The organism is Rothia sp. HMSC069C03, assembly GCF_001811075.1.
GTDB classification, from domain to species: domain Bacteria; phylum Actinomycetota; class Actinomycetes; order Actinomycetales; family Micrococcaceae; genus Rothia; species Rothia mucilaginosa.
Genome location: NZ_KZ627140.1, coordinates 16,943 through 38,230, shown reverse-complemented (window position 1 = coordinate 38,230; position 21,288 = coordinate 16,943). Strand labels below are relative to the sequence as shown.

The window sequence follows — 21,288 nt, the reverse complement described above, 5'->3', positions numbered from 1 at the left end:
AACCCGACCTGCCGGCGCCCCCAATTTCGGGACCTTACACCGGTAGGTCGGGTCTTCTTGTGCCCGCTTCTAGCAGACGATAATTTTTAGTGCTCTGGCATCACGCTACGCACCGGGTTTGACACTACGAGCCGGGGCGTACCGCGTACATGCCCGCAAGCATCGCTTCGAAGGACTGTACGACCGCATGGCGGGGCGCCACCTCCAGCAGTGCCTCACCGTTGCGGCGCAAACGGTCCATGACCTTCCGCTCGTACGGAATCACTCCGGTGAGCGGAACCGACAGGTAGCGCGCCCAGTTATCGCGCATCTTCGCCTCGGGGTTGAATCCGGCGGCTTCGCGGCGGCTTCGGTTGAGCCAGTACTGCACATCCGTTTCGGGGGCGAAAAGATCCGGGCGCGACTGCACCTCGCGGGCGAGGTTAATCAGACGCGGCAGGCCGATGACGTCCGCTTCGCCGAGCGCAATCACGCGGTCGGAGCAGGCGAGCGCGGTGAGGGTCGCGGCGTTACGGCGCGGTGCCGGGCCGTCAAAGGTCAGTTCCTCGTCGACCTCAATGGGGGCGGCAACATCGCAGATGACCAGGTCATAGCGGTGCTTGAGCCATTCGAGTACCTCGGCGAAGGCCCGGGCGCGAACCTCGGGCCAGCGCGAGGAGGAGGTGATGCCACTCAAGAAGTCGAAGGTGCCGTTTTTGAGGGGCACGCGCTCCATAATGGCGCCGGCTTTCTTCTCGTCGAGCTGGGCACGGTCGGCGTCCGAGCAGAGAATTGCCAGGCCGGAGCCGGTATCTTCGAGCGCCATGAGCGCATCCAGGCTGGGCGCGTAGGTGTCTGCGTCGATGAGACAGACCTGCTGGCCCTGCTGCGCCGCGAGGGCGGCGAGGTTGAAGGCGATGGTGCTTCGACCGGGGGCACCGTGAGTGCCCCAGACGGTCACGATTTTGCCGAGGCGGTGGCCGGGCTGGTAGCGGGAGGGCGCGGCGGGGTCCTGGTTAATGTCCGGGTGCTGAGGCAGGGTGCCGTCGTTGTTCTCGTTCTGCACGTGCAGGGCGTAGTCGCTACCGGGTGCGAAAGAGTCGACGATGGCGGCGGCCTGGCTGAGCACGGATTCCTCGTTGCTGGGCGCAACGTTACTGGGCATAACGGAGGAGGCTTCCGCCGGGTCATGCGCGCCGGGCGCGTTTCCGGCGGGGGCTGCGGGGTCGATTCCGTAGCTTCCGTAGTCGGCGCCGTAGGGCGCGCCGGCGTTTATGGCAGTACCCGCGGCGGGGTCGTAACCGTAGCCGCCCGCCCTATGGCCAGCAGCTCCGTTATCGTAACCGTAGCCGCCGTATCCACTGTCGTAGCCGTAGCCTGCATCGTAACCGTACCCGGCATCCTGACCGTAGGCGGCCTCCGGGCGGTGGGCGACAGGCTGAACGGGCGGCTGAGCCGGAATCTGCGCGGGCACGCCGTAGCCTGCGGCGGGCCGGGCGAGCGCCGCATCCACCGCCTGTTCGAGCGAGCCCAGGATCTCTTCGAGGGCAGCTTCGGGGCGGATGCGGTGCGCCTGCGTGGGCAGCGGCAGGTTGTCCGGGGCGATGACCGCCAGGAGCACTTCGGAGGCGGCGAGCGCATCCACGGTGGAGGCGCTCATTTCGGCGGGCATGTGGGCGCAGAGCAGCACGCGGGCAATGCCTGTGTGCGCCATGCCGACGGCTTCGCTGAAGTCCTGCACAGTACGCGCCACGGAAACGCGGCCGCGCTGGGATTCGATGCGGGTCAAGAGCGAACCGTCATCGCCGTAGAGGATGACGGGGATGTTCACTGGCCCTCCCCGTAGGTGCCGGGGATGAGGCTGATCTTGGAGTCGCTATTGCTTTCCTTGACGAGGGCGGCGAGGGCTTCTTCCTTGACCCACAACTGCACGGTTGCCTTGCCGTTGGCACCAAGCACACCTTCATCGACCGTTACGGCAACGATTTCGGCATTGGTGACGATGGCGCGGGCACCGTTTTCGGTGCGGTTATCACTCTTGGTGTCGGGGTTGCGCGGGCCGGAAGTCCACACGTCCACGCGCTCGCCTGCCTTCAGTGCGGAGGCGGCGGTGCGGTCAATGCTGACAGTGGCGAGGCGGCGCCCCGGGGAGGTTTCGGTACCTACGGATTCTTTGCTGATGAAGTTGCCGGCGGGGATGCGCTGGGTGGCGATTTTGCCGTTCATCTGTGCGGCTTCGGCGCGGGTGAAGTACTTGTCTTTGGCGGAGTCTATGTTCGCTTCGACTCGGGCGAGTTTGTCTTCGGTAATCTTCTCGCCGAGGCGGATTTCGCTTTTGGCGGTGTAGTACTCGGTTTTACTGTTGTTGGCTTGCACGTAGAGCTGCACGCCTGTGATGGAAACGAGCACGAGAAGTACACCGAGGATGAATCGCCAGTCTTTGATGGTGGGTCTTTTGAGACGTTTGGCGTGGGTTTCGGTGAGGGTGGAACGCTTCGTCGCGTTCTGTCGTATGCGCATGATATGGTTGTGCCTTTCGGTGCGGAAGCCGGCGGTGATTCCGGTGTTGTTCAACTGACCGATGAGCGAGTGGTGTGTTTTCGATAGTGCTTTATTTGGTTCTGACACTAGCCCTAACAGCATATTTCATTTAGTACTCTCTCTCAACAAGAGTCGTGTTTATGAAATATTTTTGAGTCTTGCCCCTTTTGAAAGGGTAATTAGATAACTTTTCGGCTCATATAAGGCTTTTTGTGAGCAAATTTCATGGTGATGACATATACTGAAAGTACTCAATAGATGTTCTGTATGGACTCTATACAAAAGGCCGCTAACGGTGGCTAAGGGACCCAGGATTTCACTCACGGAAAGGAATAATTCGATGACTGCACCTCGTTTCCTCACTCTGAGCGACGTTGCTGAGGAGCTGCAGGTTTCGCTTTCGCAGGTGCGTGCTCTGGTGCGCAGCGGCGAACTTCCCGCCATTCAGATTGGTGGACGTAACCAGTGGCGTATTGAACGCTCTCGCTTTGAAGAGTACATTACCGAGCGCCACGAGCAGACTCTGGAGGCGATTGCTTCCGGCAAGCTCACGGCAAAGGCTAAGGTCGATTAGTATTTCGACATGCACCTCGCGGGCGTAATGCTCGAGTGTTTTAGAAAGGTCCGCTCCTCTCGTTGAGATTTCAATGGAGAGGGGCGGACCTTTTTGTGTTTTTTGTTGCTTTTATAAGGGTATTTATAGTTGTCGAGGCGCTTTTGCGGGCGTGCCCGCGAATGGCGTCGCCCGCTATATACTCTTGTACTTTTAGCGTGAAATGCGGGCAATCACCGCGCTGACGCGAGCCAGCGGGATGGTACGTACGCCGGCGCCGCGAGGTGCACGGGAGTAGCCGGAGGCACCCTGCCCATAACCACTCTGACCGTAACTGCCCTGACTATAACCAACCTGCCCGTAGGTTCCCTGCGCGCCGTAGGCTGCACGCACGTACTGGTCGCGTTCATAGATGCGTGGGTACTGGCCACCGTTGAGCAGACGCAATTCAAGGAAGTCAGCGCCAACTCGCTCGATCACGCCGTCGTAGCTGACGGTTCCGCCTTCGAGGGAGAGGCGGACGGGTTCGCGTGCCATGGCGAGGGAGCGGAGGGCGAGCTGAATTTTCATTCGGTAGCGTTCGGGGCGAATATCAGCGCGCCCGGGAGCGATGCCGCCTTCCCACCAGAGCATTCCGTGCAGGGGGATGATGATGTTCTCGCCGCGCGCTTCGATGCTGACCCATTCTTCGCCGACCATTTCGAGTTTGCCTTCGTAGGTTTGCATGTCGGTGGCACAGATGCGGATCGGGCCGCCAACCTGCGCGAGGAGGCGGTCGTCGAGGGTAATGGTGGAGTACTGGACGCGGGCGACTTGGCGGGCGTCCTGTTCCATATCCCAGGCACGTTCGGAGGCGAGGCGCGCCTCAATGTCTCGTAGGAACTTTTCCATGCTCATACTACGACCCTACCCGAGTAGCGGGTGCGGATACGAACCGGGGCATTTTTCTGGTCGAGTGATGGTTCTTGAGCCTGATTTTTGAAGCAAATTCTACCAAATTACATGTTTTTCATACATTTTAATCCGTTTTGCTTCATTTTTAGCGTGACTTCCTGTATAAATGAAGCAACACCAAAAGCTATCAAACACACCGTTTGGAGGTCATCGTGGACCAATTTTCCACCCCCGGATCACCCCCCCGCAGCCTTCGCTTCACGCCCTGCCACCTTCGCAGCACACTCCGCAGTCTCATACTCCACAGCCGCGCCTCGTACTGTCAGCGCAGAGGTGGCCGCCGGCACCAGCTCTGCAACCGGGCCCGGCGCTAAGGCAAACTACCAGGACGCGGTGCTCTTCATCGCCCCTCCCTTGCTTTCCGCGGCGGTCTTGGGCGCGTTGAGCGTGAACCTGCACCGCATCCCCTCGGCACACCCGCTGGCAGATGCTTCGTTGCTCTGCGCTGGTGCGGTAGCAGTCCTCATTACCGCCTGGTGGTTCATCAGTTTTATCTACGCTCTCTTCTACGCTTGGTCTTTGCGCGTTTCGAGCAATAATGCTGACCGTACGGCGCTGAAGGTTCCGACGTTTTTTCGTCCGCGTTTTATGCGCCGCATCGTTCTGACGCTCGGCGGCACGGCTCTTGGAGTCGGCGTGGTCTTGGCTCCCGCGCAGGCTACGGTGGTTACGCCCAGCAACGCCGGGGTAAACGGCACGGAGGGAATGCCGCAGACGACCATTTCGGCAGTCATGACCACAGACTCAACGAGCACTGCAGATTCAATGGGCGCTGAGACGGCAGATGCCAGCCCGGGCTCCAACGCAGATGCGGCTCTCTCCGATACGGCCCCGGATCAGTCCGCTACTCCTCTGGCACTCTCTGCTGAGGTTCCCGATATTCCGCTGGCTTCTCAGCCTTCGGAGGCGGCAGGCTCGCTACAGGATCGCAGCCCGTTCTTCTCCCCACCCCGCACTGAGGCGGGCACCTACTCCTACACGGTCCAGGCGGGCGATACGCTCTGGTCTATTGCCGCCGAGCAGTTGGGTGAAGGCACCGACGCCTCCACCATTTACGACTACACTCTCGATATTTACGAGGCGAATAAGGACGCTCTGGGCCAGAACGCCGAACTGCTCTACGCGGGGCAGGTTCTGCAGATCCCCGAACAGCCCGTTCACTAACCCTCGCCGTCTAGCCCTCGCCGCCGCTACCTCGAATCTTCTGCCCCACCCGATAGCTTTCGCTCAGCTCACCTCACATACCTTGCACCGAAAGGAGCCGTCATGAGCTTCGCCCACCTTCTCCCCCGCGCCCCGTGGACGCCGCCGCCTTCTCAGCCTGCACAGCGTTCTCAGCCTGCACAGCCCGCCGCCCGCAACAATCAACCTGCCGGCCCGTATTCGAAGAGCCGCCCGTCCGCTCAGCCTGCGCTTCCGCAGCAGGTGGCTCCGCTTCCCGAGCAGGGTCAGGGCACGATGGCTCTGGTGCAGAGACGGAACAGCACGTCGGTCTATTCGCTGTTGCCGATACCGCGTTATGAGCAGCATTCGGCGCAGCGCCCGAAGGTAGCGAAGAGGGGCCGCCCGCTGCGTCCTGCGGATGCGTTGGCTCGCCAGCTGGAGGGCCGTTGCGCGGGTGTGGCGATTGCTTACCTGGAGATCATGTCGGCTCGTCGTTCGCGTCAGCAGCTGGCGCAGTGGGTGTCAGCGGATTGTTTCCACCGTCTGCTGCCCTTCTTCCCAAAGAACCCGCGTCAGGTGCGCAAGGATATGCTGCTGACTCTTCCGCCGGTTCTGCTGCGGGTGCGTGCGCAGAAGGTGCACGATGAGCTCTACGAGGTGGTGGCGCTGCTGCGTTGTGCGGAAAGGGTGCGCGTGGTGACCATGCAGATGCGTCTGATTCACGGTATGTGGCTGATTACCGCGATTGAGCAGCCGCAGAGCCGCGCGGACGAAGACTAAGGGTCCCCTACACAACACGTCCAGAAACGAACAGACGTGCAGAGACACGCAGAGAGGGTGCGAATCCGGTATTGGATTCGCACCCTCTCTGTTGCGTCTATAGCGTTTTCGGGTTTACGCCGAGGTTACTTCTCCTTGGTGCGCTCCACGTGAACCTGCTCGTGGCCGTCCTCATCCGGGGCAGAGTACTGCAGGAACTTCGGGCGCGAAGGCTCAGCCAGGCGCACGGCAGAAGCCTGAGTACGCTGCTTGGACAGGTCCAGGTTGAACAGGTAGGTCACGGTCTCTTCACGAACCGCGCCGAGCATCGACTGGTACATGTCGTAGCCTTCACGCTGGTACTCGACCAGCGGGTCACGCTGAGCCATCGCACGCAGACCGATACCTTCCTTGAGGTATTCCATCTCGTACAGGTGCTCGGGCCAGCGCTCGCCGATGACGGACAGCATGACACGGCGTTCGATTTCGCGCATGCTCTCTTCGCCGACGCTCTTTTCACGCTCATCGTAGATGAGGTGTGCGTCCGCCAAAACTTCCTTCACGATCTGGTCGCGAGTAATCTTGGTGCGGTCGCCGGCGTCTTCAGCGAGGTCGTCCACGGTAATGGAGATGGGGTACACCTGCTTGAGGGCGCTCCAGAGTTCGTCGAAGTCCCAGTCCTCGGCGTGGCCTTCAGAGACGCGCGCGTCGATGATGGTGGTCAGCACCTCGTCCACAAAGCCGGAAATCTGTTCCTTCAGGTCGTCACCGTGCAGGATGCGGCCGCGGTCCTTGTAGATCGCTTCACGCTGGCGGTTGAGCACGTCGTCATACTTGAGCACGTTCTTACGCTGTTCAGCGTTACGGCCTTCAACGTTTGACTGGGCGGTAGCGATAGCGCGGCTGACGATCTTGGAGTCCAGTGCGGAGTCCTCGGGGGCTGCCGCCATGAGGCGGGTTGCCATGCCGGTGTTGAACAGGCGCATCAGTTCGTCGGTCAGCGACAGGTAGAAGCGGGACTCGCCCGGGTCACCCTGACGGCCGGAACGACCGCGCAGCTGGTTGTCGATACGGCGGGACTCGTGACGCTCAGTGCCGAGCACGTACAGGCCACCGAGCTTGGTGACTTCATCGTGCTCTTCTTTAGCGGCGTCTTCGCAGGCCTTCAGGACCTCGGGCCAGCGTGCCTCGTATTCTTCGGAGTTGGTGTTCGGGTCCAGGCCGAGCTCACGCATCTTCTCGACGGCCTCAAATTCGGGGTTGCCGCCGAGCATAATGTCGGTACCGCGACCAGCCATGTTGGTTGCCACGGTGACGGCGCCCTTACAGCCCGCCTGCGCAACAATAGCAGCCTCACGCTCGTTGTTCTTTGCGTTCAGCACCTCGTGACGCACGCCTGCCTTCGCCAGCTGGCGGGAAAGGTACTCGGAGTTCTCCACGCTTGCGGTACCCACCAGGATCGGCTGGCCCTTTTCGTGGCGTTCCTTAATGTCCTTGACGACCGCCTTGAACTTGGCGATTTCGTCGCGGTACACCTTATCGGGGTTGTCGATGCGCTGCACACCCTTGTTGGTGGGGATGGGCACCACGCCGAGCTCGTAGGTGTTCATGAACTCTGCCGCTTCGGTTTCCGCGGTACCGGTCATACCGGACAGCTTGTCGTACATGCGGAAGTAGTTCTGCAGGGTCACGGTCGCCATGGTCTGGTTCTCAGGCTTGATTTCGACGCCTTCCTTCGCCTCAATCGCCTGGTGGATGCCGTCGTTGTAGCGGCGGCCCGGCAGAATACGACCGGTGTGCTCGTCAACAATCAGGACTTCTCCGTCAATGACCACGTAGTCCTTGTTGTTGGTGAACAGCTCCTTCGCCTTGATGGAGTTGTTCAGGAAGCCAATGAGCGGGGTGTTCTTGGATTCGTAGAGGTTCTTCACACCCAGGTGGTCTTCCACCTTGTCAATGCCGGATTCGAGGATGCCGACGGTGCGCTTCTTCTCGTCTACTTCGTAGTCTTCGCCGCGCTTGAGCAGGGTTGCGGCAATGCGCGCGAACTCTGCGTACCAGCGGTTCGCCTCACCTGCTGCGGGGCCGGAAATAATCAGAGGGGTACGCGCCTCATCGATCAGGATGGAGTCCACCTCATCGATAATGGCGAAGTTGTGGCCGCGCTGAACCTGCTCCTCCACGGTCCACGCCATGTTGTCGCGCAGGTAGTCGAAGCCGAACTCGTTGTTCGTACCGTAGGTGATGTCTGCAGCGTACTGCTTACGACGCTCGTCAGGTTCCATGGAGGACAGAATCACGCCACACTCCATTCCGAGGAAACGGAACACACGACCCATGAGGTTCGCCTGGTACTCAGCCAGGTAGTCGTTCACGGTCACAATGTGCACGCCCTTGCCGCTCAACGCGTTCAGGTACGCGGGCAGGGTCGCAACGAGGGTCTTACCCTCACCGGTCTTCATTTCGGCAATGTTGCCCAAGTGTAGCGCTGCGCCACCCATGAGCTGCACGTCGTAGTGGCGCTTGCCCAGGGTGCGCTTGGATGCTTCACGGACCACCGCAAAGGCCTCCGGCAGCATAATGTCGAGGGATTCGCCGTCCTTGACGCGCTCGCGAAACTTGTCGGTTTCCGCTCGCAGTTCCTCATCGGTCATAGATGCGAAGCTGTCCTCGAGCGAGTTCACCGCCTTGGTGTACGCTTCGAGCTGTCGCAGAACCCTCTTATCGCCGGTTCGGAGGATTTTCTCCAAGAAAGATGCCACTGAGCTTCTACTCCTTGCTTGTTTCGGTACCCTCACCAAGGGCGCGCGAGAGTGCGCGCGGTGAGGCCTTCCTACATATTGTATGGCAGAGCCGCCTAATTCGCCCGTCCGAGCTATTTTTTACGCTGTACGCCCACGAGGTGATATTTGGTGACGTTGCACGTCGTTCATCCTCTGGCTGAGGTGGAGGGAGCACCGGAATCCGGGGGGCGGGCGCATCCCCGCGCTGAGAATCCGAGCCGAGAACCTCAGCTGTAGAAGGCAGAGAAAAACCCGGGGGCCTGGAGATTCACAGTGCGTGTTTCCAGACCGCCCGGGTCCTTAGCCTGCTCGCTGGGCTTGTCACCTCAGAGGGTCCTGCGCCTCAGCTGCCAGCAGGTACGTTGGGTTTTACTCGTTATCCAGAGTAATGATGCCGTAGCTCCAGCCCTTACGACGGTATGCCGCAGCCGGTGCGCCGGTCTCGCTGTCAATGTACAGGTAGAAGTCGTGGCCGACCAGTTCCATACGGTCAACAGCTTCTGCGGGAGTCAGACGCTCACCCTTGAAGCTCTTGTGGCGAATCTCAATGGGAGATGCTGCCTCGTCGGCGAGGGTGACCTCGCTATTATCGAATGCGGCTTCTTCCACCGGAACATCCGGCAGCAGAATCTCGGTAATTGCTTCGGTAACCACAGGAATCGAGCCGGTAGCGTCCGCAACGGAGACGGGGTGCTTACCACCGCGCTTGTGCAGCTTGCGGCGGTCACGTGCACGGCGCAGACGCTCCAGGAGCTTGCCGTAGGTTTCATCGAAGACCGCGAACTTGTCGTGACCCTGGGCTTCGGAACGGAGGACAGGGCCAGTACCAACAACGGTAATCTCAACGCGGATGGACTCGCCACCCAGATGACCGTCCTTGCTGAACTTGACGTCGATGTCCTTCACGTTATCGCCGAGCTGAGCGAACTTCTGAACCTTGTCGCTCACGTATTCTTCCAGGCGTTCGGTGACCTTGATATTGCGGCCGTAGATGTTGACTTCCACGATCATTCCCTCCAGGTTGGGGGCTTATACCGCGTCCGGTTGGACCCGGTACGGGGGTTCGACTTCAATGCCGTTCCCTTGTATATATTTTAGTACGAAACATGTTTCATATCACTAGATATGACAAATATTTAGCCTAAATAATAGCTATTCGTCCGTCTGCGAACTTTAACAGCTAAAAATCGTGTATCTCTTGCAACTAACTACAAGAAACGCTACGTCTGAGCCTTTTTCGGTACCGCCGCCACAGCACACACGCCCAGCACCCGCGAACCGGATTCCTGCAGCACACGCACCATCTCAGAGGCGGTCGCACCGGTGGTCACCACATCATCACAAATAATGCTCACCCGATCCGTGCACAGGGCAGGCTCCATAACGCGCAAGGCACCGTGCATCCGCTCGGCACGGCCCACAGCGCCCAGGCTCTTCTGCTCGTTCTTTGCCTCAGAAACGCCGAGAAGAGAAGACCCCACACGAGAAGATAAGGAGGTGCCGCTCCCCCGCCGGCCGCGAGGCTCATACCCGATGACGTCCACAGCACGCACCCGCACCGAGGCGGGCAGACGCCGATTGAGCTGACGCGCCGCCTCCTGCACCAAAAGATTCGCCGGCGCATAGCCGCGGCGGCGCACGCTCTGCGCGGAGGACGGTGCCGGAACCAGCAGAACCTCAACCGGTGCCGCGGAGGTGCCCACAGAAGAGATAGAAGACCCCGGCACGCTCTGAAGCTCAACCCGATGCGCCCGAAGAAGCTCATACACGCTACGCGCCAAACCCTCACCCAGCATCGGCAGCAAGTCAGTGCGACCAGCGTTCTTCAACGCCAACAGGGCACGCGGCATAATCCCCACGTAACGGGATGCCGCACGCACCTCAGGAGCGGCCGCACCCTCAAGAGGTTGCATCACCTGCACTCGCTCCACACGCGCCAACGCTGAACGCAGCTGCGGCAGGCATTGTTCACACAGCGGCGAACCGGAACCGTAGGCGACCGGCACCGCGCAGCACGGGCAGGTACGCGGCATCAATACCTCGCCCAAAGCCCCGCTGGCGCTCTTGAAAGCACCGGCGAGGCGGGTCAAAGGCTCGTTCAAAGATTCGTTCAAGGGCACGTCGCTAGAGAGCGCATTGTTTGAGGGCGCACCCAAGGAATCGTTCAAACCGCGCTGTTCTGAACTCACCGAAAGCACCCTTTCCTCGCTCGCGCCTACCCGAGGCTAACCGGCGTAACTAATCTCGTGCAGAGTCGTATCCAGACGGATCCAGCCGCGCTCCTCCGTCAGGTAGCACGAACCGTCAGAACGGTGAGCAATAATGTTCGACGTATTATCCGCCGTCGAAATGGTCATCACACCATCCAAACGGTCCAGCTTCGTCTCTTCACCGCTGAGGGAAATCACCTCAGACTCACCGTTCTTCACGTTCACCACCACGACGCTCTGGTCGCCAGCCCAACGGGCATTACGCGGAGTCACAGAAGAGCTCAGACGCACCATCTCCGTCAAGCGCAGAGGCTTACCTGCCTCATCACGCACAATACCGGAAATAATCACCGCCGACGCGCCCTCAGTAGCCGCTACAATCGCCATGCGCGCACCATCGTGCGAAACGTTCACGCTCGTAAAAATCAAATTACGCTGCCAGGACAAACCAATATCCACGCCCCGCTCACGCTCGTTCGCGTCCTCAGAATCCGGCTTGAACGCACGTACAACGCCCTCACCGTCAGCAGCCCACACCCAGCCGTACGCATCAAAACTAGGGGCAGTCAGAGCGGTACTCTGCCACACACGGCGGGCAGTACCCTGGTACACCGTGTACAGGCTCGCAGCATCATTCGCCAAACAAGCGAACACATCCGCAGAATAGCCCATCGCCGGGGAACTCAACTGGGTCACGCCACGCAGAAGCAACTGCTCACCCGCATTGCTCATATAGTCATCACGCGCCACCATCTGGCCGTTCGAATTAATAGCAACCGTGCGGGCAGGAACACCCGGGTTCAGCTTCACCGCAGAAAAGCCGCTCGGCGCGTTCTCAGGAATCAGAGTGCCGTTATAGAAAACCTCAGTCTTGCCCAGACCCGAGAAGTTCTCCAAGCCATGCATAATCTGCTCACGCACACGCGCCAAACGGTTATCGTCCAGGTGCTCACCCGAGAGGCGAACCAGCACATCCTGGTTATCGCTCATGTTAGCGGTCTCAAGGCTCATCGACTCATTCAACGCCGAGAACGCGACATCCTTCAGGTAGGATGCAGGACCAACCATGAGGGTACGCACCAGCAGCTCAAAGTAGCGGTCCGTATGCGGGAACCAGCGGATATCAGGCACAGCATAACGGAACGCACGATCATAGAAATACAGGCGGCACGGGCTAAACACACGCTCAAACTCAGCGCCATCCAGCCACAAACCATCCGGGCACGAGTTAATGCGCCATTGGTTATCTTCCATGACCACCGTAAAATCCTGAGTCTCAGTCTGAGCCTCAGGGAAGGTGCTCGTAATACCCTGGTTGCTCACCGTAGCAGTCTGCTGGAAACGCACATGGTACATCCCCTCAGCGGTTCCGCTATCGTCGCTACGAGGCTGCACCGTATTACGGTACACACGAGTCGTACCCATAGGATTCCAACGGCCCGCAAAAGAAGAACTCAAATACTGGCGCGCCACCGCATAGTTCTCGATACTGTCCGCACCGGCACGCACGAAGCCCTCAATAATCGCCTCGGGAGTAGCACCCGCCAGCGGACCCGGCGCACGCGCCGGAGAAGTATTGATGCTCTTCACATCCAGACCGCTACTATGCTGAGTCACTTTGTCATTCGAAGGAAGACCCGCGCAAGAGCTCACAAGCGTCGCCAAAGACACCGCACCCCAAGACAGCACGGCGCGTCGAGAAACAATAGCCCTGTGAGACATGGAGGTCTTAACCTTCCTCTACGAACAAAGACAAACACTCACCTGCTAACGCTGCAGGCCATCGCAGCGCGGTGAAAAGATAACCACAGTGAAATAGCAACACCGTGAAAATATGCCTGCATTGATTGTACTGGGTAAACAGTGCAAATACGCAAGGATAAGCGTAAATACAGCCGAGCAACACCAACACACCGATATACGGCAGAAGCATAAGCCTCTCCCCGCCCGAACGCCTTAGAGCTCGTCCTCAATGTTCACACGAGGAGCAATATTGGGCAGCGTATCCTTCGCAGTCGCCGAACGATGCGAGATTGCCTCAGGCTCACCCGTCACAAGAACCGGCGACTCGCCCAAAGGCGCACCATGAATCAGCGGCAGGTTCATCGTGAAGCAGGCACCGCGGCCCTTCTCGCCCCACGCCTCAATCGTGCCACCGTGCAGACGCACATCCTCAGCAGCAATCGACAGGCCCAGACCTGTACCGCCCAGGGTACGCTTACGAGAAGTATCAGCACGCCAGAAACGGTTGAATACCTGAACGGCTTCGTCTTCTGACAAACCGATACCGTGGTCACGCACCGCAACACCCAGGTTCGTGGCGTTCGCACCCACGTACACGTCAATCGGTCGGGATTCGCCGTGCTCGATTGCGTTGTACAGCAGGTTACGGAGCACACGCTCAATACGCACGCGGTCCATATCCACCATGATGCTCTCATGGCTCGTATGCACATTCAGCTTCGTGTTCGTACGCTCCAGGTGAGGCAAAGCCTCCTGCAGAATATTCGACAGCACACGCATGAAGTCTTCAGTGTCGATGGTCAGCATTGCGCTACCGGCATCGAAACGAGAAATCTCCAGCAGGTCAGCAAGCATCGACTGGAAACGATCCACCTGATCGTGCAGAAGCTCCACGGTACGGCTCAGCGTCCGCTCCATATCTCCACGCGAATCGTACAGAAGCTCCGTACCCAAACGCACCGTCGCCAGCGGGGTACGCAACTCGTGCGAAACGTCAGAAACAAATCGCTGCTGCAGAGTCGACAGGCGCTCCAGCTGAACAATCTTCTCCTGCAGCGAATCAGCCATCAGGTTGAAGGAATAACCCAAACGAGCCGCCTGATGCTCACCATTCACCGACACACGCTGATCCAAATCACCAGCAGCCAGCTTCTCCGCAGTAATAGCGGTCTGCGTAATCGGGCGGACCACAAAACGAGTCACAATCCACACCACAGAAAGCACCACTCCAAGCAGCGCACAGAAACCGCCAAAAAGAACAAAGTTAATATGCGCAATCGTGGCGGAAGAATCCGTCATATCGTACACAAGGAACAAACCGTAATTAGGGTTCTGAGAAATAGAAATATGTGTACCAACAATAAGCACCGGATAGGTACGCTCACGATTATTTTCGACAGTAGTCACCGTAGACGTCTGCCAGAAAATACCGTCCTTATCACGAACAGTTTCTTTGAAGTCATTCGGAATACTCGAAGAATTCAAAGAATTATTACTACTCTGCTCAGGAATAAAACCCTGCTTACCTTGACCTTCCAAAGGCACAAGAATCCAATTGCGTTTACCCGAACTACCCGCATCCAAGACCGTCAGGGTACGGCTCACATTACGGCGAATTTCGCTATCACTACGAGCTTCAGAGGAGTCCAGCACACTCTGAACGTTACGGAAACCGCTCGTCGATTCTTCCAGCGCCTGAGCCTTCTGATTCTCAAAAAGACTCGACGCAATCTGGCTCGACAAGGACCAACCCACCATCAAGAAGCTCAGGAACATCATGATGCCCGCAGTACCCAGAGCACGGAACTGCAGAGATTCCTTCCACAGACGCTGAGCGCACTGAATCAGGTTCCTACGCTGCTTCTGCGCCTTACGCGGCTTGGAAGTGCGGGTACGCGAAGAGGCGGAGGCTACCGCCTCCGCCGTCAAAGCGCCGTGCTCATGGCTCGACTTCGCAACAGACAATCAGGGTATCCCTTCGCCTATGGATAGGTTCCGATTAGCTACCGGAAGATCCCACCAGCTCGGTCGGAATCTTATAGCCAACGCCACGAACCGTCTGAATAAAACGATCCGCACCCAGCTCATCAAACTTAGCGCGCAAACGCTGGACGTGCACGTTTACCAGCGAATCGCTCACATCAGTGTAACCCCAGACCATGTCCAGCAGTTCCTGACGACTCAACGCCTGACCCGGGTGACGAACCAGCGCAGCCAACAGGTCAAACTCCAGAGGAGTCATCGGAACCTCAGTGCTGTGGTACTTGACGGTACGACCGTCCATATCCATGACAATATCGCCAATAGACACCACCAGCTGACGGCTCTCGCGCGGACGCAAACGGGTACGAATACGCGCCAACAATTCAGCGTGCTTAAAAGGCTTAGCAATGTAATCATCAGCGCCAGCTTCAAGACCCTTAACAACGTCTTCAGTGTCGCTTTTAGCGGTCAACATAATAATCGGCACATTAGAAGAACGGCGAATTTGCTGGCACACTTCAATACCGTTCATGCCAGGAAGCATCAAATCCAAAAGCACCAAATCGGGAGTGGAGCGCATAAAAGTTTCAAAAGCGCGGCCGCCATTTTCGCAGAAAACAGCGTTAAAGCCCTCTTGTGCGAGCACGAGGCCAATCATTTCCGCCAGAGCATCATCGTCATCAACCACCAAAATGGTGTGTGCGTCGCTTGCGCTCACAGTACCTCCCTAAAGAAATGTCGTAAATACTTACATAAAAAGCTGATTCTCTAATCATACCGCGCACTCAGCCAATGCACGGGCATACTCTGTAACCCGCGCCAGCGAAGCCGTAGCATCCAGCATACTTACCGTAGCTGAAGTCATCCCAGCAGGCACGGAACCGCTCTGAATACGCTCATCAGGCATCAAACCCACCGCGCTCAACTGCGTCGGCTCAAGACCAACCTCACGCCACAGACTGTACAGACGACGCACTTGATCTGGAACCCGTGCAGAGGTCACCACCGGCAGCCACAACCGGACCTGCGCCTCTAAAAGCTGCGCCACGGGCTCCCAGGAACGAGGGTCGCTCAGCGGCGGAACCTGCAACATGCCCGGCCCCTTGAGGCGGGCGCGATCAGGATGCAACAGCAAAGCGCAGGGAGCGCCGTCCTCAACACGCATCGCCTTCACAAGAGCCAATGCGTCAAGGGCGGGGCGGGGCTGGCTCAGCAGCTTCAGCTCCTGCACAGGCTTAAGCGCGGTACCATCCACGTCCAGGATGAGCTGCAGATTCAGCTCGGCGAAACGCTCCGAGATACGGCGGTACACCTGCTGATAGTAGTGAGGTTGCAATGCCGACAGGGAGCGGAAGCCACTCACCGTAGGGATGGCACCCTCCATCAGACGCTGAAACTCCGACTCATCCAGCTGCACGGCAATCAGCGCCCGCGGAGCTTGCAGAGCCTCGCGCAGAGAATCCATCCAGCGTTCCAGGCCTTCCAGGAACGACTCCAGCAGGTCACGGCTCGCTCCTGCATCACTGATGGCACGCTCGCCGCCGGGTAGGTAGATGCTGGCTGCGAGGGTCAACGGACCGACCAGCTGAATCTTATACACCGCGGCGGAACCCTCAACACCGGAAGTGAATCTCTTCTTCTGCGCGCCCACACGGTCAGCGAGAAGATTGATATCCGAGAGCAGACGGTCCTGCGCCAAGGCAGACTCGCGTGCTCCCCTGCCGCCGCTATGCACCATGCGCCAGCCAAACGAGGCACCGTCAAAGGCAAGTCCCTCGCACACCGCCAGGGTGCGCGCCTGAGGAGTACTCCGCCAGCCTAGCGCCGGCAGATGCGGCAAGAACGGCAGATGCGGGGCCCCTAGCTCCCCTTCCACTCGAGACATTGCTTCGCCCAAGTCATCGCCGGGAAAATCGCCCAGACCGCTGGCACGCACCAGCGGACACTCCGTAGCGAGCGCGGCAAGGTCCTGCTCGGTTAGTTCGTCCCCTTCGGGGGCGCGGTACTCACCGGGCAGCAACAGGCGCTCCGGCATCGGTTCAGTACGGACGTTCTGGCGGTTGGAAGATTGAGCGGGCATAGGAGTGTGTCCAGAGGGGTCAGATGGCGTACAGATTCAAACGCAATGATGCGAAAGTTGCGCGGTACTAGCCTTCGGACTTCTCGGCTTCAGTTGCCTCGCCGTCCTGCTCAGCCTGCTCGTTTGCGATGCGCACGTGGTGGCGAATCACCTCGGAAATAATAAAGTTCAGGAACTTCTCCGCGAATTCCGGGTCCAGGCTGGATTCCTTCGCCATGGCACGCAGGCGAGCAATCTGCGCCTCTTCACGGCCGGGGTCGCCGGCGGGCAGGTTGTGCTTAGCCTTCAGGATGCCCACGCGCTTGGTCGCCTGAAAACGCTCCGCGAGGATGTGCACCAACGCTGCATCGAAGTTGTCGATGGAGCGGCGCATGGCGAAGAGCTCCTCGTAGACTTCCGGTGCGACTTCATCGCCCATGGAGGTGGCGTGGGGGTCAAATTCGCAGGAAGTGTTTTCGGCAGTCATCGGTCTCTCCTCAGTTCGGTTGTGGTCTTCTGCGCGTTGCACCCAAGCAGGATGTTGCGGCAACGGTTGGCAATAGCGGGGTGCGCGGCTATTCGGCGCTGGTTGAGGCGCCGACGGACAGGGTTTCCTGAATGTCTTCGCGGTCCAGCGAGTAGGCGCGGGCGATGGTGGACTGGCCCAGCACGCGGGTGCCCTGGTAGAGCACCATGGTCTGTCCCGGTGCCACACCGGAGAGCGGATCCAGGAGGCGCACTACGGTTTCCAGGCGTAGCGCGCCTTCTTCTTCAGCTTCGGGATCGGGTGCCCAGGTCATGTACGCCTTGGCGCGGACCGGGTCGGCGTGCGCGCGCACCTGTGCGGTCACCTCAAACTCTTCGCTGCGGGCGCCCAGCTGTGCGGGCTCTTCCAGGAAGCGTGCCGCCTGTTCCACGGGGACGCCCGCCCAGGTGGCGCGGATGCCGCGGATTTCGTGCACGGCAAGCAGCTCGCGGGAGCCGACGATGACTTCGTTTTCCTTGGGGCGTACCTCCAGCACGAAGCGGGGCTTGCCATCGGCGGCGGGGCGGCCCAGTGCCAGGCCCTTGCGCTGGCCTACGGTGTATGCCTGCGCGCCGGGGTGCTCGCCGAGCACCTCGCCGTGGGTGTCTTTGATGAGGCCGGGGCGCATTGTGATGTGGTCGCCCAGCCAGGCGCGGGTATCGCCTTCGGGGATGAAGCAGATGTCGTAGGAGTCCGGTTTCTTCGCCACGGAGAAGCCGCGCTCTGCCGCTTCCGCGCGTACCTGTGCCTTGGAGGGGGTATCCGCCAGGGGGAACCAGGCGTGCTTGAGCTGTTCGTGGGTGAGCACGCCGAGCACGTAGGACTGGTCCTTAGCCCAGTCGGCGGCGCGGTGCAGTTCGCGGTTGCCGTCTTCGGTGGTAATGACGCGGGCGTAGTGGCCGGTTACCACGGCGTCGAAGCCGAGGGCGAGGGCGCGTTCGAGTAGCGCGGCGAACTTGATCTTTTCGTTGCAGCGCATGCAGGGGTTGGGGGTTCGTCCGGCTTCGTATTCGGAGATGAAGTCGTCGACGACGTCTTCCTTGAAGCGTTCGGAGAAGTCCCAGACGAAGAAGGGGATACCCAGCTGGGAGCAGACGCGGCGGGCGTCCATGGAGTCTTCGAGGGTGCAGCAGCCGCGGGAGCCGGGGCGCAGGGTGCCGGGCATGCGGGATAGGGCTAGGTGAACGCCGACTACTTCGTGTCCTACTTCTACGGCGCGGGCTGCGGCGACTGCGGAGTCAACGCCGCCACTCATAGCTGCAAGAATTTTCACTGCCTATCCTTCTGTTCTGTTGAGCCTCTAGGAAGGTACGCCGTGTTTGTGTGGGCGGACTTTCCGTTACTGTAGCTACCCATTGTACGCAGGGGCTCGGCGGGATATTGGGCAGTGCACCCTCAGCCAGCCCTCAGCGAACGCTGAGATTGCAGGCTGAGGGCGGTTCGGTATCTTCTCTTCTGCTTTTCTAATGCCAGCGGGAGGCATCCGGCAGCTGCGAAGACAGTCCCGCCTTTGCTGCATGTTCGTAGGCAGCGGGTAGTGCCGCGATGAGGCGCGCAATATCGGCTCCGGTGGTGGAGTGGCCGAGGGTGAAGCGCTGGGCGCTGCGGGCGGTGTCTTCGTCCATTCCCATTGCCATGAGCACGTGGGAGGGGCGGGTCACCCCGGCGTTGCAGGCGGAGCCGGTGGAGCTGCTGATACCCTGCATGTCCAGCAGGAAGAGCAGGGTGTCACCTTCGGCGTTTTCGAAGGTGAAGTGGGCGTTGCCGGGCAGTCGCTTCTGGCCCGGGTATTCTTCGGTGAGCGGGTTTTCGCCGCTCAGGTGCGCCTGCGGGATGAGCGCGCTAATTGCCGCAACGAGTTCGTTGCGTAGCGCGGCGATGCGGGCGGATTCTTTGTCGAGGTGCTGAACCGAGTGCACGGCGGCCTCTGCGAAACCTGCGATGGCGGGTGCGTCGATGGTGCCGGAGCGTACGGAGCGTTCCTGGCCGCCTCCGTGAAGCACGGGGGTCATCTGCACGGCGCGGGTTGCAACCAGCGCGCCGATGCCCATAGGGCCGCCGATCTTGTGGCCGGAGATTGCGAGGGTCGCCACGCCGCTGGCGTGGAAGTCGATGGGTACCGCACCGAAAGCCTGCACCGCATCCGAGTGCACGGGAATACCGTATTCAGCGGCGATAGCGGCGATTTCTGGAATGGGCTGTACGGTACCGACCTCGTTGTTCGCCCACATGACGGTCACGAGCGCGACGTCTTCGGGGTTCTTCTCGATGAGTTCGCGGACGGTCTGCGGGTTGACGCTACCGTGCTCGTCTACGGGGATCCATTCGAGCTGCGCGCCTTCTGCCTTTTCGAGCCATTCACAGGTTTCTTCCACGGCGTGGTGCTCGATGGAGGAGACGAGGATTCGGGTGCGTTGCGGGTCTTCTTCGCGGCGCTTCCAGTAGATGCCCTTGACGGCGAGGTTGTCCGCTTCGGTGCCTCCGGAGGTGAAAATAACCTCAGCGGGGTCGGCTCCGATGGCGCGGGCGATGCGTTCGCGGGCGTATTCGACGGTGGCGCGGGCGTCGCGTCCTACGGCGTGCAGGGAGGAGGGGTTGCCGCCGTTGCGCATCTGTTCGACCATGGCGTCGATGGCGGCGGGCAGTACGTCTGTGGTGGCGGCGTGGTCGAGATAGACGCGGCCGTTCTGACGGTTGGTTTCTGCGCTCATGGTTCCTCCTGCTGGGTTGTTCGGCGGTTTTTCGCCTCGCTTATTTTATCGCGCTCTATCCGCGCTCTTCTAGGCGTGTTCATCTGCGGCTGGGTCGGCGAGCGCTACTGCCCCGGGACGCTCAATGCTGGTCGGGGGCTGTTCCGGGCTGGTCGGGGGCTGCGCGGTACACTTAGGAACGTGTTCAAGATTCTTTTCTATACCCCTGAGATTCCCGGCAATACCGGCAACGCTATCCGTTTGGCGGCAATTACTGGCGCTGAGCTGCACCTGGTGAAGCCACTGGGCTTTAACTTTGATGATGCGCATCTGCGCCGCGCGGGTCTGGACTATCACGACCTGGCGGTGGTGACGGTGCATGAGACCCTTGAGGATGCGTGGCAGGCTCTGGCTCCGGAGCGTGTTTTTGCGTTCACGACGACTGCTTCGACGTCGTATGCGGATATTGAGTACCGTCCCGGTGACGTGTTCATGTTTGGTCCGGAGTCGGTGGGTCTGCCCGCTGAGGTTCAGCAGGATCCGCATGTGACTGAGCGGGTGAAAATTCCGATGAAGCCGGGCCGTCGTTCGCTGAACCTGGCTAATTCTGCGTCCATTGCGATTTTTGAGGCGTGGCGTCAGAACGGTTTTGAGGGAGGAGCCATCTAGCATGACTACAGCACACCATAATCTGCCGGGGCCTCTGGTTCAGCAGATTCTGGAGACGCGCCCTCCCCTGGCTGAGCAGATTCGTTTGGATTCGCAGAATAGGGAGTTCACGGAGCAGGGTTGGGAGCCGGTTTATTCGGCGTCGCCTCATGCTCGTATTGTGGTGATTGGTCAGGCACCTGGGCGTGCCGCGCAGGAGAGCCGTATCCCGTGGAATGACCCGAGCGGCGTGAAGTTGCGCGAGTGGATGGGCGTGACGGCTGAGCAGTTCTATGACCCCGAGCTGATTTCGCTGTTGCCGATGGATTTCTATTACCCGGGTAAGGGCGCGCACGGTGATAACCCGCCGCGTAAGGATTTCGCGCCGAAGTGGCATCCGCAGCTTCTGGAGCTCATGCCGAACGTTCAGCTGATTCTGCTGGTGGGGGCTTACTCTCAGAAGCACTACCTGGATGGTGTGCACGCCCCAAAGGCGCAGAAGAACCTGACGGAGACGGTTCGTGCGTGGGAGTCTTATCTTCCTAAGTTTCTGCCGCTGGTGCATCCTTCACCGCTGAATTTTAGGTGGCAGGCGAAGAACCCGTGGTTCGAGCAGGAGGTTGTCCCGGCTTTGCAGAAGCGTGTGAGTGAGGTTCTCGAGGGCATCTAATTCTCCCCTAATCTGCAACGCCAATA

At 59.7% G+C, this 21,288-nt stretch carries 18 protein-coding genes; 5 read left to right on the top strand and 13 right to left on the bottom strand.

What is annotated here, in order from left to right; genetic code table 11:
* Positions 1–124: 124 nt before the first annotated feature.
* Both HMPREF2779_RS07360 and HMPREF2779_RS07355 read right to left on the bottom strand, forming a co-directional pair.
* Complete coding sequence (locus tag HMPREF2779_RS07360; protein WP_105361197.1) at positions 125–1,810, bottom strand: AAA family ATPase; 1,686 nt, start codon at positions 1,808–1,810, stop codon at positions 125–127.
* Positions 1,807–2,499 carry an SAF domain-containing protein gene (locus HMPREF2779_RS07355; RefSeq protein WP_070684998.1) on the bottom strand — a complete coding sequence of 231 codons (693 nt, stop codon included), beginning with the start codon at positions 2,497–2,499 and terminating at the stop codon, positions 1,807–1,809. Before HMPREF2779_RS07355 ends, HMPREF2779_RS07360 begins: the two co-directional genes overlap by 4 nt.
* 361 nt (positions 2,500–2,860) lie before the next feature.
* Here HMPREF2779_RS07355 and HMPREF2779_RS07350 point away from each other — a divergent pair, with 361 nt between their 5' ends.
* Positions 2,861–3,094: a helix-turn-helix domain-containing protein gene (locus tag HMPREF2779_RS07350; protein ID WP_005505378.1), complete on the top strand. Its 234-nt coding sequence runs from the start codon at positions 2,861–2,863 to the stop codon at positions 3,092–3,094.
* 192 nt (positions 3,095–3,286) lie between these two features.
* Here HMPREF2779_RS07350 and HMPREF2779_RS07345 read toward each other — a convergent pair whose 3' ends face one another.
* Positions 3,287–3,970 carry a histidine kinase gene (locus HMPREF2779_RS07345; protein ID WP_105361196.1) on the bottom strand — a complete coding sequence of 228 codons (684 nt, stop codon included), beginning with the start codon at positions 3,968–3,970 and terminating at the stop codon, positions 3,287–3,289.
* Positions 3,971–4,300: 330 nt separating this feature from the next.
* Here HMPREF2779_RS07345 and HMPREF2779_RS07340 point away from each other — a divergent pair, with 330 nt between their 5' ends.
* Together HMPREF2779_RS07340 and HMPREF2779_RS07335 are read left to right on the top strand one after the other, a co-directional pair.
* On the top strand, positions 4,301–5,191 hold the full coding sequence (locus tag HMPREF2779_RS07340; RefSeq protein WP_233992315.1) for a LysM peptidoglycan-binding domain-containing protein: 891 nt from the start codon (positions 4,301–4,303) through the stop codon (positions 5,189–5,191).
* A 102-nt stretch (positions 5,192–5,293) separates the two neighbouring features.
* Entirely contained in the window at positions 5,294–5,971 is a 678-nt protein-coding gene (locus HMPREF2779_RS07335) for an Rv3235 family protein (RefSeq protein ID WP_105361195.1), read from the top strand.
* 125 nt (positions 5,972–6,096) lie between these two features.
* On the opposite strand, the gene secA is transcribed toward HMPREF2779_RS07335, so the two are convergent.
* The 10 genes from secA to HMPREF2779_RS07285 all read right to left on the bottom strand — a co-directional run bounded on the left by secA (position 6,097) and on the right by HMPREF2779_RS07285 (position 19,965).
* Positions 6,097–8,712, bottom strand: coding sequence for a preprotein translocase subunit SecA (gene secA, locus HMPREF2779_RS07330; protein WP_105361194.1), 2,616 nt, complete (start codon positions 8,710–8,712; stop codon positions 6,097–6,099).
* A gap of 390 nt (positions 8,713–9,102) precedes the next feature.
* A complete protein-coding gene (gene hpf / locus HMPREF2779_RS07325) occupies positions 9,103–9,744 on the bottom strand; it encodes a ribosome hibernation-promoting factor, HPF/YfiA family (protein ID WP_230457231.1) in 642 nt (213 codons plus the stop codon).
* A 209-nt stretch (positions 9,745–9,953) separates the two neighbouring features.
* Complete coding sequence (locus HMPREF2779_RS07320) at positions 9,954–10,922, bottom strand: ComF family protein (RefSeq protein WP_233992314.1); 969 nt, start codon at positions 10,920–10,922, stop codon at positions 9,954–9,956.
* Positions 10,923–10,958: 36 nt separating this feature from the next.
* Positions 10,959–12,665 (bottom strand): LpqB family beta-propeller domain-containing protein, encoded by a 1,707-nt coding sequence (locus tag HMPREF2779_RS07315; RefSeq protein WP_070684988.1) that lies wholly within the window; start codon positions 12,663–12,665, stop codon positions 10,959–10,961.
* A gap of 234 nt (positions 12,666–12,899) precedes the next feature.
* The gene (gene mtrB, locus HMPREF2779_RS07310) at positions 12,900–14,651 is read right to left on the bottom strand and encodes an MtrAB system histidine kinase MtrB (protein ID WP_070684986.1); all 1,752 of its coding nucleotides are present in this window, start codon (positions 14,649–14,651) and stop codon (positions 12,900–12,902) included.
* A 34-nt stretch (positions 14,652–14,685) separates the two neighbouring features.
* Complete coding sequence (mtrA, locus tag HMPREF2779_RS07305) at positions 14,686–15,387, bottom strand: MtrAB system response regulator MtrA (protein WP_080974466.1); 702 nt, start codon at positions 15,385–15,387, stop codon at positions 14,686–14,688.
* 54 nt (positions 15,388–15,441) lie between these two features.
* Positions 15,442–16,749, bottom strand: a complete 1,308-nt coding sequence (locus HMPREF2779_RS07300; protein WP_105361193.1) for a uroporphyrinogen decarboxylase/cobalamine-independent methonine synthase family protein — start codon at positions 16,747–16,749, stop codon at positions 15,442–15,444.
* Positions 16,750–16,816: 67 nt separating this feature from the next.
* On the bottom strand, positions 16,817–17,215 hold the full coding sequence (locus HMPREF2779_RS07295; RefSeq protein ID WP_070634482.1) for a chorismate mutase: 399 nt from the start codon (positions 17,213–17,215) through the stop codon (positions 16,817–16,819).
* A gap of 88 nt (positions 17,216–17,303) precedes the next feature.
* Positions 17,304–18,527: a tRNA 2-thiouridine(34) synthase MnmA gene (mnmA, locus tag HMPREF2779_RS07290; RefSeq protein WP_105361192.1), complete on the bottom strand. Its 1,224-nt coding sequence runs from the start codon at positions 18,525–18,527 to the stop codon at positions 17,304–17,306.
* A gap of 190 nt (positions 18,528–18,717) precedes the next feature.
* Positions 18,718–19,965 carry a cysteine desulfurase family protein gene (locus HMPREF2779_RS07285; RefSeq protein WP_070684980.1) on the bottom strand — a complete coding sequence of 416 codons (1,248 nt, stop codon included), beginning with the start codon at positions 19,963–19,965 and terminating at the stop codon, positions 18,718–18,720.
* 180 nt (positions 19,966–20,145) lie between these two features.
* On the opposite strand from HMPREF2779_RS07285, the gene HMPREF2779_RS07280 reads away from it, so the two are divergent.
* Positions 20,146–20,613 carry a tRNA (cytidine(34)-2'-O)-methyltransferase gene (locus tag HMPREF2779_RS07280; protein ID WP_044145784.1) on the top strand — a complete coding sequence of 156 codons (468 nt, stop codon included), beginning with the start codon at positions 20,146–20,148 and terminating at the stop codon, positions 20,611–20,613.
* A 1-nt stretch (position 20,614) separates the two neighbouring features.
* Positions 20,615–21,262, top strand: coding sequence for a uracil-DNA glycosylase family protein (locus HMPREF2779_RS07275; RefSeq protein ID WP_105361191.1), 648 nt, complete (start codon positions 20,615–20,617; stop codon positions 21,260–21,262).
* Positions 21,263–21,288 lie beyond the last annotated feature (26 nt).